Source organism: Mesorhizobium sp. M0701 (assembly GCF_040320365.1).
Classification (GTDB): domain Bacteria; phylum Pseudomonadota; class Alphaproteobacteria; order Rhizobiales; family Rhizobiaceae; genus Mesorhizobium.
In genome coordinates, this window is the sequence record NZ_JAMYPO010000059.1 from 1 (window position 1) to 12,858 (window position 12,858).

At 62.9% G+C, this 12,858-nt stretch carries 13 protein-coding genes; 4 read left to right on the plus strand and 9 right to left on the minus strand.

Features of this window, described 5'->3' with window-relative positions:
* Positions 1-472: 472 nt before the first annotated feature.
* On the minus strand, positions 473-1,411 hold the full coding sequence (locus tag NKI24_RS32360; RefSeq protein ID WP_352750383.1) for an NAD(P)-dependent oxidoreductase: 939 nt from the start codon (positions 1,409-1,411) through the stop codon (positions 473-475).
* Between the two features lie 145 nt (positions 1,412-1,556).
* Here NKI24_RS32360 and NKI24_RS32365 point away from each other — a divergent pair, with 145 nt between their 5' ends.
* Entirely contained in the window at positions 1,557-2,453 is an 897-nt protein-coding gene (locus tag NKI24_RS32365) for an NAD-dependent epimerase/dehydratase family protein (protein WP_352750384.1), read from the plus strand.
* A gap of 94 nt (positions 2,454-2,547) precedes the next feature.
* Here NKI24_RS32365 and NKI24_RS32370 read toward each other — a convergent pair whose 3' ends face one another.
* Positions 2,548-3,036, minus strand: a complete 489-nt coding sequence (locus NKI24_RS32370) for a nucleoside deaminase (RefSeq protein WP_352683607.1) — start codon at positions 3,034-3,036, stop codon at positions 2,548-2,550.
* Between the two features lie 389 nt (positions 3,037-3,425).
* On the opposite strand from NKI24_RS32370, the gene NKI24_RS32375 reads away from it, so the two are divergent.
* On the plus strand, positions 3,426-3,578 hold the full coding sequence (locus NKI24_RS32375) for a hypothetical protein (protein WP_352708113.1): 153 nt from the start codon (positions 3,426-3,428) through the stop codon (positions 3,576-3,578).
* Positions 3,579-3,926: 348 nt separating this feature from the next.
* On the opposite strand, the gene NKI24_RS32380 is transcribed toward NKI24_RS32375, so the two are convergent.
* Together NKI24_RS32380 and NKI24_RS32385 are read right to left on the minus strand one after the other, a co-directional pair.
* Entirely contained in the window at positions 3,927-4,784 is an 858-nt protein-coding gene (locus NKI24_RS32380; protein WP_352750385.1) for an EamA family transporter, read from the minus strand.
* Complete coding sequence (locus NKI24_RS32385) at positions 4,781-5,395, minus strand: nitroreductase family protein (RefSeq protein WP_352750396.1); 615 nt, start codon at positions 5,393-5,395, stop codon at positions 4,781-4,783. Before NKI24_RS32385 ends, NKI24_RS32380 begins: the two co-directional genes overlap by 4 nt.
* Positions 5,396-5,505: 110 nt before the next feature.
* Between NKI24_RS32385 and NKI24_RS32390 the strand changes: the two genes are divergently transcribed.
* Positions 5,506-6,507, plus strand: coding sequence for a LysR family transcriptional regulator (locus NKI24_RS32390; protein WP_352750386.1), 1,002 nt, complete (start codon positions 5,506-5,508; stop codon positions 6,505-6,507).
* A gap of 30 nt (positions 6,508-6,537) precedes the next feature.
* A complete protein-coding gene (locus NKI24_RS32395) occupies positions 6,538-7,311 on the plus strand; it encodes a FadR/GntR family transcriptional regulator (RefSeq protein ID WP_352750387.1) in 774 nt (257 codons plus the stop codon).
* A gap of 25 nt (positions 7,312-7,336) precedes the next feature.
* On the opposite strand, the gene NKI24_RS32400 is transcribed toward NKI24_RS32395, so the two are convergent.
* The 5 genes from NKI24_RS32400 to NKI24_RS32420 form a co-directional block, all read right to left on the minus strand.
* Positions 7,337-8,443: a Gfo/Idh/MocA family protein gene (locus NKI24_RS32400; RefSeq protein WP_352453269.1), complete on the minus strand. Its 1,107-nt coding sequence runs from the start codon at positions 8,441-8,443 to the stop codon at positions 7,337-7,339.
* Between the two features lie 32 nt (positions 8,444-8,475).
* A complete protein-coding gene (locus tag NKI24_RS32405; RefSeq protein WP_352750397.1) occupies positions 8,476-9,288 on the minus strand; it encodes an ATP-binding cassette domain-containing protein in 813 nt (270 codons plus the stop codon).
* 32 nt (positions 9,289-9,320) lie between these two features.
* On the minus strand, positions 9,321-10,436 hold the full coding sequence (locus NKI24_RS32410) for an ABC transporter permease (RefSeq protein ID WP_352473541.1): 1,116 nt from the start codon (positions 10,434-10,436) through the stop codon (positions 9,321-9,323).
* Positions 10,437-10,584: 148 nt separating this feature from the next.
* Complete coding sequence (locus NKI24_RS32415) at positions 10,585-11,553, minus strand: rhizopine catabolism ABC transporter substrate-binding protein (protein WP_352453270.1); 969 nt, start codon at positions 11,551-11,553, stop codon at positions 10,585-10,587.
* A gap of 67 nt (positions 11,554-11,620) precedes the next feature.
* On the minus strand, positions 11,621-12,595 hold the full coding sequence (locus tag NKI24_RS32420) for a polysaccharide deacetylase family protein (protein ID WP_352750388.1): 975 nt from the start codon (positions 12,593-12,595) through the stop codon (positions 11,621-11,623).
* Positions 12,596-12,858 lie beyond the last annotated feature (263 nt).

Consider the following 12,858-nt stretch of genomic DNA (forward strand, 5'->3'; position numbering starts at 1 on the left):
GACGGCTCCCTTGTTTGAGATCTCAACGAACTCATTCTGGCACATCCGATGCCGTCGGGCGCCGTCCACCCCATCATGCCGTTACCTTGCGGCAGTGCTCCAGCAGACCAGAACCAAACGCTGCCACCCGGTCCCGCGAAAAAGCTCGAAGCACTCTGGGACTGGTCGTCTCGATCAATTCGGTCTTCCATTGGCGGAGCCAGCGCTTCCGCAGCTTCTGGCTCGCGGTCATGGTGGAAGGGCGACGAGCGCAATGGCGGATACAAGCGCCGTTCTGAGCCGCTGCATTCTTCGGCTGATGTCACGGCATGGATCCCAGGGTCTGCGCGACGTCGCTTCGCTCCTGCTCCGCCCTGGGATGACGAAGGTGTGGTGTCATATGCTAATCGCCAGCGTTGGAGATTGGCGGATGTAGCTGGTCGGCAGCGAACGTTTGCAGTTGCGACACTCCCAGGCGTTAATCCCAACGTTCTCAGATCGTCTGCTTTTTCCCATCTTTTGTCGGCATGAGGTCGATGCCGTTGACCTTGCCGATATGCGTGGCCAGCATTGGCACGTACTGATCGGCGGGGCCGGTGGCGAAGGCGCCGGCGAAGGCGTTCTTGGTGGCGTTGCCGAGCGGGTTGGCGATGCCGGCAGCACCCGCCATGGACTCGAGATAGGTGAGATCCTTCAAGGCGTTGGCGATGGTGAATTTGTGCGCGTCGCGGTCGCCTTCCAGCGTCCAGCGCATGAAGGTCTGGTAGAAGCCGCAATCCATGCGGCCGTTGCGGATGACGCTGTCGAAGCGCGGCGGCGAGATGCCGACCTTCTGCGCCAGCGCCAGCGCCTCGGAATAGATCGCGGCGTAGCCGAGCGAGATGAAATTGTTGAGCAGCTTCATGCGATGGCCGTCGCCGGTGTCGCCGATATGGACGATGCGCCCGGCCCAGGTTTCGAGCACCGGCTTCAGCCGGGCAAAAACCGCATCGGGGGCGCCGACCATGGCATCGAGCGTGCCTTCCCAGGCCTCCTTCGGCGTGCGGCTAAGCGGGGCATCGACATAGTCGACGCCGAGCGCCTTGAGTTCGGCGGCCAGCGCCACCGTCGAGACAGGATCCGAGGTCGAGCAGTCGACGACGACCGATCCCGGCTTCAGGCCTTCCTTGAGGCCGCCTGGGCCGCGAATGATGGCTTCGACCTCGCGCGAGCCGGTGACGCAGATGAAGACAACCGTCGATCCCGCCGCGACGTCGCGCGAGGTCGCCGCTTCCCTGGCGCCGCGGCCGAGAAGGTCTTCCGCCGGCTTGCGGTTCTTGCGGCCGAGAAACGTCAGCGGATAGCCCTTGTCGACGATGTTCTTCGCGATCCCGTGCCCCATCAGGCCAAGCCCGATGAAGCCGATCTTTTCGCTCGCGGCGGTCGTGTTCATGTCGTTTCGTCCTATTTGCAGTGATGGATGACGGCGCTGCACATTGCCGGCGAATTGTTGAAGCGGGTTTTTGCCGCATGCCATGGCAGGCGATTGCAGAGTTCGGTATTGTCTGACAATACACATGAATCTTAGGGAGAGCAAAATGACGAAGCGGATCATGTTCACCGGCGGCAGCGGCAAGGCCGGGCGCCACGTCGTGCAGTATCTGGTCGAGCAAGGCTGCCAGGTGCTCAACATTGACACCAAGCCGCTCGACAATCCCAAGGTGCGCACGCTGATCACCGACATCACCGACAGCGGGCAGGTGTTCAATGCGCTGTCGAGCTATATGGGCCTGCATGAATTCGACCCGTCGCTGCGCACGCAGCCGGTCGATGCCGTGGTGCATTTCGCGGCGATCCCGCGCATCATGATCACGCCCGACAATGAGGTGTTCCGCATCAACGCGCTCGGCACCTACAACGTCATCGAGGCCGCGGTGAAGCTCGGCATCCGCAAGGTGGTGATCGCCTCCAGCGAAACGACCTACGGGTTGGTCTTCGCAAACGAGCCGCGCAACCCGACGCATTTTCCGCTCGACGAGGCGTACGACGTCGACCCGATGGACAGCTACGCGCTGTCCAAGGTCGTCAACGAGAAGACGGCGCGCGCCTTTGCGCTGCGCAGCGGCTTCGATATCTACGCCTTGCGCATCGGCAACGTCATCGAGCCGCATGAATATTCGCTGTTTCCGAAATGGTTCGCCGATCCGGGTTTCCGCAAGCGGATTGCCTGGAGCTATATCGACGCGCGCGATCTCGGCCAGATCACGCTGCGCGCCATCGAAAAGGACGGGCTCGGCTATCAGGTGTTCAACGCCGCCAACGACGACACCTCGTCCGATCTGCCGACAGCCGAACTCCTGAAGCGGTTTTATCCCGATGTGCCGGTCAAGGGGGAACTTGGCGAATACGAGACGCTGCTCTCCAACCGCAAGGCACGGGATATGCTCGGCTTTCGGCCGGAGCACAGCTGGCGGAAATACGTCAAGACGACCTGACGGAGGCAGCTGACGCGGAACCGGCACTGGGCCAGCCCCGAATTGCTGGTCATGAGGCCAGGCTCACGTGTTTGCCGCGCGCGGCAAACTCGAGCTACTTGTCTTTCCAGAATTCGGCCTGGAGTTGCGCCGCTTCATCGGCAAGCAGCGGGCCGACGACTTCAGTCGGACGCTGCCCGGCTTCGAAGACGATCCTGCAGGGCAGGTCGAGTGTGGGATTCTCGACATGTGCACCCGTTACCCGCTTGAGGTCATGTTCGCTCTGCCCAAAGACGACCCGTCCGATGCCCGCCCAATAGATTGTGCCGGAGCACATCGCGCAAGGTTCGGCCGACGTGTAGAGGGTGCAGGAGGCCAGCTTTTCGAGATTGACATTCATCCCCGCCCATGAGGCCAGCAGCCTTTCGGCATGAGCGGTGCGGTCGCCGCCGCCGGCTTTGTAACCGTTGGGCTGCTCGCGCAACACATTGCCGTCCTTGTCGGCGAGCAGCGAACCAAAGGGATGGTCGCCAGCATCGCGGGCCTTGCGCGCGACTTCGAACGCCTGACGGAGCAGCCGCTCATCATAAGGGCGTTGTGGCATCGGCAGACCCTCCGTCGGCTGCAGCGGGGTCTTTGCCGTCGTCAATCACTTCGTCGGCTTCCTCGCCTGTCGCAATGCGCATGACATGGACTGCGTTGCCGATCACATCGGCGGGGCGCTTCTGGCCTCTAGGACCGGTTGGCATAGGCTGGCTTCCCAAGTGTCCGGGCATCATTCATGCAGTCGGCCTTTATAGCCTCATAGTCCGGGCCCTGCCGTTCAACCGAGCGTCCGTCATAATGGCGACCGCTAAATCGGTACATGCCAGCTGAGATCTCGCCAGAGGTAAACGTCCAACCTTCCAATGCGTCTTGATTGTGATCGCTCACGATTGCTCCCATGCTTTCCGGTAAGCATACAGGAGCTCAGCCCGATATGGGAAATGCAGATTGCATTCCGTCAAATTTCAAACTGAGACACTACCGGCCGCTGGCGTCACTGGCAAGCTTTGGGAAATCAGTGATATCGTTGCGCTGATCCAAGCCAAAGAGGCAGAGAAGCCTATGGTTCGCGGCCAAAAAGCAGGGAGTGAGGACATTTGAATTACGAGTGGGCGAACAATCCTCACTTGTTCATTCCAATAACAGCATGTGTCGTTGTCTTGGCCCTGAGTTTCGCAGCCATGTTCGTCGCACTCCTAAGCATAATTCTGCGCACCGATTTCTATGGGTCAATCGACGAGCAGAACCTTCCATGGGGCGAACGACTGGGGAAGCGAGACGCAAGGCTTCGTGCTGGATTTTGGTCAGCGCGCTTCCTGATACCGCGCCGGGTGATTGCATATGGTGCTGTTGTGTTCTTCTGCAGCTTCGGTGCGGTTGAGCTTATTTTAACCGTCTTCGGCCATCCGTCTTGATCGAATTTTCAAACTGACCCACTCCCGCCCAGGCTCAAGCCTCGTTGCGGCTAGGGCGTTGAGCCAGCCAGATGCTGCCGATGACGAAAACGACGCCGGCGATTTGAGGCAAGGTCAGCGTCTGATCCAGGAATACCCACCCAAGCAGCACGGCGGTCACCGGGCTGAGGAAAAGCAGCGATGACACCACTGCGGATTCCAGTCGCGCAATGCCCCGGAACCAGAGGACATAAGTCAGCGCCGCACCGATCAGGCCGAGCCACACCAGTCCAAGCAGGTTGGCCGCGGTCGGGAACGGGATGGGTGGTTCGAAAAGCAGAGCCACCGGAACGAGAAGGAGACCGCCGGCGGTCAGTTGCCATGCCGTAAAGGCGAGCAGCGATGCTGGCGGCTGCCACTTGCGGCTCAACACGCTTCCGAAGGCCATTGAGGCCGCCCCGGCGAGGCCGGCGGCAACGCCGGCCGCATCGAGCGTCGCGTTCGGGGTCAGCACCAGCAATGCAACACCGGCGATCCCGACAAGGGCGGCGACAATCGCCACCCGGAGGACAGGGCTGGCAAGCAGGGCAGCAGCGAGGAAAATCACAATCAATGGCTGGACCGACAGCACGGTCGCCGCGACCCCGCCCGGAAGCCGGTAGGCGGCGACAAACAACATGCTCAGGAAGATCGAGATGTTGAGGGCTCCGAGGACGAAACTGCGCAGCCACCAGATGCCGGTTGGCAGTTGCCGAACGATCGCCAGCAGCAGCAATCCGGCGGGCAAGGCACGCAGCATTGCGACCGTCATCGGCGAAAAGTTGGGCAGGAACTCGGTGGTCACGATATAGGTGCTGCCCCATATCGCGGGTGCGATGGCTGTAAGCAGCAGATCGGAACGGTGAGTTTTCATAAGATTTCCAGAACTTCGGCAAGAGGGCGGCGCGGCTTTTGCGGCCAGTTTCCGGGCGCGGCGCGGCCGACCGCGATGAGCATCACCGGCACTTCATTGCGCGCAAGGCCAAACTCGCGCGCCACGCCTTCGGCATCGAAGCCTGCCATCGGACCGGAGACGAGGCCCAGCGCTTCGGCCGCGAAAATCAGCGTTGCGGCGCCAAGCGTTGCCGAGCGCACGGCTTCGTCGCGGGCCGCTAGAGGATCGGCATATTGGGCGCGGGCGCCTTCCTGCCAGCCCGAAGCCATATCCGCCGGCATGAAGCCGGCTTCCACGAAAGGACGCAGCCTTGCATCGAGCGCAGCGTGGTCGGGCAGTACGCCGCAGATTATGAAGGTGACCGCTGCTTCCTGTACCTTCACCTGGCCGTGGGCCAGGGTGCGCAACCGTGCCTTTGCTTCCGGCGTCCGCACGGCGATGAACCGCCAATTCTGAAGGTTGTAGGCGGTTGGCGCGCGTGTTGCGAGACGTGCCAGTTCCTCGACCTCGGCATCCGTCAATGCGTGCGAGGCATCGAACCGATTGGCCGACATGCGTCGCTCGATAAGGGAGATTGCGGGGTTGGTCATCATGTCATTCCAAACCTGAGAAAGTCGTTCGGAAAGCAGATAGACAATTTACCAAGGAGCGATAATATGCAGCAATTGCAAGACATTATTTACTGAAAGAGAATGGTGCGATGGATCGCCTGACTGCGTTGCAGGTTTTCCGCCATGTGGCGGAACTGAACAGCTTTGCCGAAGCCGGACGGCGGCTCGGTCTCTCGCCTCCCGCGGTCAGCAAGAACATCGCCGAACTGGAGGCGCATCTGGGGGTGCGGCTCATCAACCGGACAACGCGGCGCATGGCGCTGACCGAAGAGGGCAGGATCTATCTGGAGCATGTCATGCATGGGCTCGATGTGCTGGCCAGGGCCGACCAGGTGCTCGGCCCGATCAAGACGGCGCCGAACGGCACGTTGCGGGTCAGCGCGCCGATGACTGTCACGTTGACGCGGCTTTCGGCTGCCATGCCCGCGTTTCTATCGCGCTATCCCGATTTGAAGCTCGATCTGCACCTTGACGACAGGCGCGTCGATATCGTGCGGGAGGGATTTGACCTTGCCATTCGCGGCAGCGACAATCTCGAGGATTCCAGCCTGGTCGCCAGAAAGCTTGCGGTCATGTCGCACGTGCTTTGCGCAGCTCCGTCCTATTTCGAGAAGCATGGCCGGCCCAAAGCGCCTGGCGATTTGAAGGCGGCCAATTGCATCCGGTTCAGCCTCTCGGGGCATGCGGACATATGGGAATTCCGCAAGGACGGCCGCACCGAGCGGATCGCCATCGACGGACGATACTCGGTTTCTTCAAGCCTTGCCGTGCGCGATGCGTTGCGTGCCGGCTTCGGCGTCAGCCTGATCCCCTATCCCTATGTCGAGAGCGACCTGAAAGCAGGCCGGCTGCAATCGGCTCTGGATGACTGGGACAAGGTCGAAACCACGCTCTACGCGGTCTATCCGGCACGGCAGCATCTTGCCCCGAAAATCCGCGTCTTCCTTGATTTCCTGATCGAGGAATTCAGCCGGGACAAGGAGAAGCCGTTCGTGCCTCTCCGGCGTGAAGGCTCGGCAAAGCGCGGTGTCGGGGAGGCGACGGATGCGGAAAATCAAACTGGGATACCGCCGTCGATTTCATCTCCTTGACACGCCTTCAAATCCGGACTTTGTGGAGCCATGCGGGACGCGAAGCCGGATAAGGGAAAGACAGCGGCCGAGGCGTTCGCCGAACGCACGAGCGGTATTCGCCGGGCCGATGCGGCGCGCATACCGGGGTCGAGCGTGCATGCGTCGCTGGCCAACGAAATCGGGCTCAGGATCGTGCGCGGCGACTATCCGCCGGGAACCATCCTGCCCAACGAAGCCAAATGGTCGGAGACCTTCGACGTCAGCCGCTCGGCGGTGCGCGAAGCCATAAAAATGCTGATGGCGAAGAGCCTGCTGGCGTCACGCCCGAAGATCGGCAGCTGGGTCGAGCCGAAGGAGCGCTGGAACCTGCTCGATCGCGACGTGCTGGCCTGGTATGCGACCTCGCCGGACCGCGAGGTGTTCCTCAGGACCGTGCAGGAATTCCGCCACATCATCGAGCCGGAGGCCAGCGCCTTTGCCGCCATGCGGCGCACCGACGAGCAGATGGCCGAGATCAGCCAGGCCTGCCGCGAGATGGGCGAGGCGACCAATCTGCAGGAGCGAACGCGCGCCGACACGCGATTTCACCTCGCCATCCTGCGGGCCTCGGGCAACGATCTGCTGGTGCCGCTCGGCGTGCTGATCGAATCGGCATTCGATCATCTGTTTGCTTATACCACGCGGGAACTCGACGATTTGCAGCATGCGCAGAGGCTGCATGAGGCAATCGAGAAGAGCATCCGCCTGCAGCGGCCGGACGCCGCGCGCAATGCGGTGCGCAAGCTGCTGGCCAATACCGACAGCGTCATCAAGTCCAGATAGCGCCGTTCGGCTACAGGTGGAGTGCTCAGTCGAAGGGTGCGGTCGCGAGATGCCGCCGGGTCAGCCCGATCAGCAGCGCCTGGTCGCGGGCGGCGTGTTCGGGTGGGTTGACGACCGCATCGCCATTGACGATCGCTGCCCAGAAGCCACGCATCTCTTCGACGAAGGCTTCGGCGTAACCGGCACGCAAATCTTTCTTCGACAGCGTGTGACCGTCCGAGGTCGTCACCGTCAGCCGGGTCGGATGATGGTTGAGCCAGGGCGAGGGGAATTCGAGCTCGAGGCTGGCATCGTCGAAGAACAGCGTTATCCGCTCCTTGTAGTCGGCGAGCTTGGGTACGGTGAGGTGGGTCATGGTCCACAGCGCCTGCCCGTCCAGCAGCTTGACGGCGCCGTGGCCGCCGTCGCCATTGGCAAAGATCTGCGCGCCGACGACCTCGCCGTCCGGCACGCCGAGCGCATCGAGCAGGCCATGGACGGCATTGACATCGTGAATCAAGGCCGAGCTGTAAGCGCCGGTAAATCCACGGAAAGCGAGATCGGTCAGATGCACGCCGACGGCCTCTTCGACCTGGCGCTTCTGCTTGGCGGCGACAGTGGCGACCATGTCTTTTGGGATATCGGTACCGCGCCTGTAGGGCTGATGGGCGATGAACGGCCAGGCGTCGGGATCGTTTACCTCCACCGAGACCGCGCGCAGCGTGCTCGATGTTCCAGGCAGCGAAGCGAGCGCCAGCCGGTAATTCGGGTCGAAGCGCTTCATATAGCCGACCTGAACGATTTTCCTGGCGGCGTCGCGCGCGGCGATGATCCCGGCGATTTCCGCCAGCGAATAGCAGAGCGGCTTTTCGCAAAAGACATGCAGGCCAACTGCCAGCGCCGCCAGCACCTGTTCGTGATGCAGCGGGTCCGGCGAGCCGATCACCACCGCGTCGAGGCGCTGGTCGAAGAGCTGGTCGATCGTTTCGAAATTGGCAATGCCATGGGTGTCGGTGACGAACTGCCGCGAAATCCTGGAGGGATCGGCGACCCCGACCAGCTCGAACAATCCACCGAGGCGCAGCAGATTGGGGATATGCTCGACCTGCGAAATCATGCCGGCGCCGACGACCCCGACGCGTATCCTGCTCATTGGATCATTCCCCGCAATGTCCGATTGTCAGCTCAAGCCGCCGCAGGCGGCCGGTTGCCGATCTGGGCGAGCAGGCCGGCAATCTCCGCCTCGACCGCCTTCAGATCCTCGCCGCCCGACATGATCGAGATGACCTCGTCGCGCGAGATTTCCGATTTGGCGTAGGTGCCGCGATTGCGGCCGCGGTTGAGCAACGTGAAGGTGTCGCCGACCGGATAGGCGTGGTGGATGTTATGGCTGATGAAGATCACGGCCAGGCCCCGCATGCGTGCTTCGATGATGAATTTCAGCACCATCGCCGCCTGGTGGACGCCGAGTGCGGAAGTCGGCTCGTCGAGGATCAGCACGCGCGCGCCAAAATGCACGGCGCGGGCGATCGCCACCGACTGGCGCTCGCCGCCCGACAGCGTGCCGACGGCCTGCGTCGGATCGCGCACGTCGATGCCGATATCGGCCATCGCCTGCCTGGCGATGGTGTTGGCGCGCTCCTTGTCGATGCGCGAGAAGGGCAGGCTGCTTTTGGTCGGCTCGCGGCCGAGGAAGAAGTTGCGGGTGATCGACATCAGCGAGATCATGCCGAGATCCTGGAACACCGTTGCCACGCCGAGCTCCTGCGCGTCGCGCGGGCTGCGGAAAGTGACCGGCTTGCCGTCGACCAGGATTTCGCCCTTGCTCGGCCGATAGACGCCGGACAGGACCTTGATCAGCGTCGACTTGCCGGCGCCGTTGTCGCCGAGCAGGCAGTGGACCTCGCCCGGATAGACCTTGATGTCGATGTTCTGGAGGGCGCGCACCGAGCCGAAATTGACGCTGACGCCGCGCAGTTCCATTGCCGGTTCGGTCATTTGGGCCGGTTCGGTCATTTGGGCCGGCTCGGTCATTTGCCACCTCCGCGGCCGAGCGCCTTCAGCCTGATGTAGTTGTTGACCAGCACGGCCATCAGGATGACGATGCCGAGGAAGACCTTGAACCAGTCGGTGTCGATGCCGGTGTAGAAGATGCCCATCTGCACCAGCCCGAAGATCAGCGCGCCGAACAGCACGCCATAGACGGTGCCATAGCCGCCGGTGAGCAGCACGCCGCCGATGACGGCGGCGATGATCGCCTCGAATTCCTTGAGCAGGCCGCGCGTGGTGTCGGCGGAGCCCGCCTCCATCACCTGGATGGTGGCAAGCAGCGTCGCCGCGCAGGCGGTGTAGACGAACAGGCTGATCTTGACGCGATCGACCGGCACGCCGACGTTGCGGGCTGCGATCAGGTCGCCGCCGGTGGCGAAGATCCAGTTGCCGTATTTCGTCTGGGTGAGCACGTAGCCGGCCAGCGCCGTCAGGCCGAGCCACCAGACGATCGACATCGGAATGCCGGCAACGAACGGGATGCCGTCGCTGCGGGTGGCTACCCAGCCCTGCGCGCCCATCCAGTGGAACAGGCCGGTGAGCAGATGGCCGTTGAAAATGCCGGCCGTCGCCGGATCCGGTGCGCCTTCGAGTATGTAGGGGATCTGGGTGCGGCCGGTGACGGCGCGGGTGATGCCGATCGACAGTCCGCGCAGGATATAGAGCGTGGCAAGCGTGACGATGAAGGAGGGCAGGCGCGTCTTCACCACGATCAGGCCGTTGAGATAGCCGGTGAGGATGGCAACGGCGAAGGCACAGGCGATGCCACCCCATAGCGGCAGGCCCCAGTACTTCACCGTCAGCCCGATGACGACACCGGCAAAGCCGACCATGGAGCCGACCGAAAGATCGAACTCGCCGGCGATGATGAGGAGTGCTGCCGCGGTGGCGACGATGCCGAGCTCCGCCGACAGCGTCAGGAAGGTCATCGATCCCTGCAGCGAATAGAGGTTTGCCGCGCCCGGCAGCAGCGCAAAGATGATGATCGTCGCAAGCAGCCCACCGGCGGCACCGGCTTCCGGCCGGCGCAGCCACTGGGTCAGCTTGCCGGTGCTGGCCAGCCGCTCGTCGGCGCCGGCGGCCCGCTTCGACGTCATGCCGAAGCGGTCGGTCGCCTTCAGTTCGCCCGGAGGTATCGCCTTGTCTTCCACGACCGCCATTAGGCTCTCCAATCGCTCAATTCGCAATCTTCGAACGGATCGGGAGTGCGCTTGGCGCATTCTCCCGTTCCGTCGGAGCGCTTGCCTAGCGGATGCCCTCTTTGGCGAGCGCCAGGATCGCCTTGGCTTTTTCCGGCGAGTCTATGAACAGCGGTCCGGTATAGGCGTTGTTCTGCGGCCAGAAGCCGTGCGTCGCCTGCTCGACCAGATAGATCACCGGCAGATAGCCCATCAGATATTGCTGGGCGTCCATGCCGAAGCCCATTTCGCCGGCCACGACCGAATCGAGAACCTCCGGGCTGATGTCGAATGTGTAGAGCTTGAGCTTGCCGAACAGTTCCTTGTCGCGGAACATCGGGATCAGCGGGTTGGCGGCGGTGGCGCCGAGCGCAAAGACGGCCTGCGTGTCGGGATGCGCCGACAGATAGGCCTCGGTGCGGCGCTGGACGTCGGCGGGATCCGGCGCCACGGCCAGAACCTCGGTGCCGCCGCCGGAGGGCTTCAGCCCGTCATTGAGGCCCTGGCAGCGCTGGTCGAGGCTGACATTGCCGACCTCGTGGTTGATGCAGACGACCTTGAGCGTGCCTTCCTTGGCCAGCCGCTCGCCGGCCTTCTTGCCGGAATCATATTCGGAAACGGTGCCGACATAGAGCGTCGTGCCGAGCTCGGCGCCTTCCTTTTCGCCGGAATCCAGAACCACCATGGGAATATTGGCGGCAAGCCCGGATTTGACCGATTTGCCGAGCGCATTGGCGTCGGCGATGGAGACGGCGATACCGTCCGGCTTGGTGGCGATGGCGGCGTCGAGAAGCCGGGCCTGCTCGACCACGTCGAAGACCTGCGGCGCGTAATATTCGACCTTGGCGCCGGTGAGGGCGGCCGCGTCATCGACGCCGCGCTTGACCACCGACCAATAGGGATCGGACGCCGACCCGTGCACCACGAAGGTGATGCGGACGTCCTTCGGATCCTTGAGCCCCGCGGCATGCGCGATACCCGTCATCAGGCCCGCCGAAACGAAGGCGCCCAATGCCACTTTCAGAAGAGTTTTCATCTTATTCTCCCATTTGTCGTTGCAGTTCCAATCCCTCTGGCGCCGTTTTCCGGCCGCGACGATCGGCTCACGTTGCGGATCGGGTGGCCGCTTTGCGGGCCTTTGCCGACGCCAATCGCTGTTCGCCCACGGTGTGGCCGCGGGCTGTTGTTGATGATCGCCCGGCCGAGAGCGTGGCGCGAAGCTCCTCGCGCAACGGCTTCATGCCGATGACGTCGATCGGCTGTGCGGCGAGCCAGTCGCGAAAGCCCTGGTCTCGGAACAGCTCGTACTCTTCGGTGCGAATATAGGCGGAGCGCGGCTCGATCAGCTCGAGTTCACCGGGCGCGTTGCAATGCAGGCAAAAGAAGGTCAGGCCCTCGCGCACACCCTCGATGAGCGCCTTGTAAGCCGGCTCGATCGGCCTGGAACGCGGCCGGCCCCAGGTCGTCTGGATGGCGGCGTCGAAAATGGCAAAGCCGCCAGCGCGGGCCAGCGCCACGCCGCGCTGGAACGCCTCCTCGGTGACGCCGACCAGATTGTCGTGGGGGGAATAGGCGGACAGGGTCTTGGTCAGCAGCACGGGCAGCTGATATTCGAGCCCGAGCTTGATGTAGATGTCGCAAAATTCCGGCGACAATGCCGCGCCCATATGCGCGTCGAGATGGGTGACGTCGATGCCGGCGCGATAGGCGGTGTCGATCTGGGCGCGAAGCTCGGCCTCGACCGCCTGCGGCACCGCCTTCCGGCGCGTGGTCGCCACATCGGGCCAGAAGAAGCCGAACTCGTCGGTCAGGCCGGCCGCCCGCGACGGCGCGGTCAACGGCCGCCATTTGTAGTGCTGCTTCTCGCTGTTCAGCGTCAGGTGGACGCCAAGGTCGAGGGCAGGGTTGGCGGTGGCGCTTTCGGCCATTTCGAGGAACCACGGGCACGGCACCATCACCGCGCCGGAACTGCAGACGCCCAGCCCGCTCAATTCGAGGAAGGCGCTGTTGGCGCCGTGGCACATGCCGACATCGTCCTCGTGGAGCACGATCCGTTTGCTGGAGCCGGCGGCGTTCACGACCGGCCGCCTTCCCGCCGGCGCGCCGGTTTCGAGGGTCTTCCAAAGTGTGTCCCGTATTTCATGGAACCAACCGTTTGCCCAACTGGCCGGAATGGAACGCCGAAAGCTGGGTTTCCGACAGGGCCACTTTGGCGAATTCGGATGGGTACGATTTGCCTGCCGGCTGAGACACTTAGCTGCCGATTTCCCCAGTCACGGTTCAAAACCAGTCATAGGAACCGTCTTCCGGGCGCAGATGGCTTGGTCGAATAGCGGCGGAG

What these genes read in the sequence shown, in the direction of transcription:
- NKI24_RS32360 (WP_352750383.1), bottom strand. Translation starts at nt 1,411, where the DNA reads ATGAACACGACCGCCGCGAGCGAAAAGATCGGCTTCATCGGGCTTGGC.
- NKI24_RS32365 (WP_352750384.1), top strand. Translation starts at nt 1,557, where the DNA reads ATGACGAAGCGGATCATGTTCACCGGCGGCAGCGGCAAGGCCGGGCGC.
- NKI24_RS32370 (WP_352683607.1), bottom strand. Translation starts at nt 3,036, where the DNA reads ATGCCACAACGCCCTTATGATGAGCGGCTGCTCCGTCAGGCGTTCGAA.
- NKI24_RS32380 (WP_352750385.1), bottom strand. Translation starts at nt 4,784, where the DNA reads ATGAAAACTCACCGTTCCGATCTGCTGCTTACAGCCATCGCACCCGCG.
- NKI24_RS32385 (WP_352750396.1), bottom strand. Translation starts at nt 5,395, where the DNA reads ATGACCAACCCCGCAATCTCCCTTATCGAGCGACGCATGTCGGCCAAT.
- NKI24_RS32390 (WP_352750386.1), top strand. Translation starts at nt 5,506, where the DNA reads ATGGATCGCCTGACTGCGTTGCAGGTTTTCCGCCATGTGGCGGAACTG.
- NKI24_RS32395 (WP_352750387.1), top strand. Translation starts at nt 6,538, where the DNA reads ATGCGGGACGCGAAGCCGGATAAGGGAAAGACAGCGGCCGAGGCGTTC.
- NKI24_RS32400 (WP_352453269.1), bottom strand. Translation starts at nt 8,443, where the DNA reads ATGAGCAGGATACGCGTCGGGGTCGTCGGCGCCGGCATGATTTCGCAG.
- NKI24_RS32405 (WP_352750397.1), bottom strand. Translation starts at nt 9,288, where the DNA reads ATGACCGAACCGGCAATGGAACTGCGCGGCGTCAGCGTCAATTTCGGC.
- NKI24_RS32410 (WP_352473541.1), bottom strand. Translation starts at nt 10,436, where the DNA reads ATGACGTCGAAGCGGGCCGCCGGCGCCGACGAGCGGCTGGCCAGCACC.
- NKI24_RS32415 (WP_352453270.1), bottom strand. Translation starts at nt 11,553, where the DNA reads ATGAAAACTCTTCTGAAAGTGGCATTGGGCGCCTTCGTTTCGGCGGGC.